Here is a 1,615-nt window from a genome sequence, read left to right as displayed (position 1 = left end):
GGGGCCCCCGATCCTCAACTCTTCCGACACAGAGGTATCGATATGACGGACAACAAGATCTGCGACGGCCGCGTGGTCATCGTGACCGGTGCGGGCCGGGGCATCGGCCGCGCGCACGCCCTCGCCTTCGCTGCCGCCGGAGCCAAGGTCGTGGTGAACGACCTCGGAGCCGAACTGGACGGTGCGCCCAGCCCCGACTCCCCGGCCGCGCAGGTGGTCGAGGAGATCAAGGCGCTCGGCGGCGAGGCCGTGGTCAACGGTGACGACATCTCCGACTGGGAGGGTGCGCGCCGCCTGATCGCCACCGCCGTCGAGACCTTCGGCCGCCTCGACGTATTGGTCAACAATGCGGGCATCGTGCGGGACCGGATGCTGGTGAACCTCGGCGAGGACGAGTGGGACGCCGTGATCAAGGTCCATCTCAAGGGCCATTTCGCGCCCATGCGACATGCCGCCGAGTACTGGCGCAACGAATCCAAGGCGGGGCGTCGGCCCGAGGCACGCATCATCAACACCAGTTCCGGCGCGGGTCTGCTCGGCAGTGTCGGCCAGGGCAACTACGCCGCCGCCAAATCCGGTATCGCGGGCCTGACCCTGACCGCGGCGGCGGAGTTCGCGCGCTACGGAATCACCGTCAATGCCATCGCGCCCGCCGCGCGCACCCGCATGACCGAAACCGTCTTCGCCGACATGATGGCGGCCCCGGAGGACGGATTCGACGCCATGGCGCCGGAGAATGTCTCACCCCTGGTGGTCTGGTTGGGCAGTGCGGACTCCGCCGGTGTCACCGGTCGCATGTTCGAGGTCGAGGGAGGCAAGGTGACCGTCGCCGACGGGTGGCGGCACGGCGTCTCGGTGGACCGCGGCGCACGCTGGGAGCCCGCCGAGCTCGGTCCGGTCGTCCGCGATCTGCTGAGCAAGGCCACCGAACCCGAGCCGGTCTACGGGGCATAGCACTCGTAGATCTCACGTCGCCGGTACCGCTCGCGGGGTACCGGCGACGTTCGTTTGTGTCCATCATCACATTTCGCGATGGCCGCTATGGTGGATCGCTCTCCCGCAACCTCTTTCGTTTCCGGCACAGCAAACCAATCGGTCGCGTGCGGACCAGGCAGTCTCACAATGGCGTGCCGGGTGGGGTGAGCTGCGCGGTGGTGCGGGTGTTACGCCCGAATTGTCCTGGGGCGGTTTGTGATATTCGGCGTGTCGGGGCGGGGGTGGACGTACGGTTGGTTGCAGCCCCTAATGCCGGGAAGAGTTGTGCGGGGTGGGTGGGTTGTCGGTAGCATGACCCGCGTTCCGCAAAGGTCCGGCAATCGGGGCGACCGGGCGATTGGACTGCGCAGTAAAACCGATGAGGGGAAGGCTGTCGCGTGAGTGTTGGTCGCACCTTGCGCATAGTGGCGGTGGCCGGGATGGTCGCCGGTACGACGCTGCTCGGGCCCATGGCGGCCCTGGCCCAGCCCGGCGGCATCGACCTCGAACCCGCGCCCGAACCCCAGCCCGTCCAAGTACCCCTGCAGCCGACCCCCGCCGCCGGTCCGTGGGATCTGGTCGGCGCACTGCTCGGCACCGGCTCGGCCGGAATCGGCTCGGCCGCCACCGGCTCGGCGGG

2 protein-coding genes are annotated in these 1,615 nt (G+C 68.5%); both read left to right on the top strand.

Annotated features, from left to right (window positions below):
* The first annotated feature begins 42 nt into the window (after positions 1-42).
* The gene (locus tag QK444_RS36130) at positions 43-954 is read left to right on the top strand and encodes an SDR family oxidoreductase (RefSeq protein ID WP_195144961.1); all 912 of its coding nucleotides are present in this window, start codon (positions 43-45) and stop codon (positions 952-954) included.
* 419 nt (positions 955-1,373) lie between these two features.
* A partial coding sequence (locus QK444_RS36125; RefSeq protein WP_282786595.1) for a hypothetical protein occupies positions 1,374-1,615 on the top strand: 242 nt, incomplete at its 3' end.

The sequence above is a fragment of the Nocardia sp. CC201C genome, from assembly GCF_030010695.1.
In the GTDB taxonomy this organism is placed as follows: domain Bacteria; phylum Actinomycetota; class Actinomycetes; order Mycobacteriales; family Mycobacteriaceae; genus Nocardia; species Nocardia otitidiscaviarum.
This window is presented reverse-complemented; position numbering and strand designations above follow the sequence as displayed.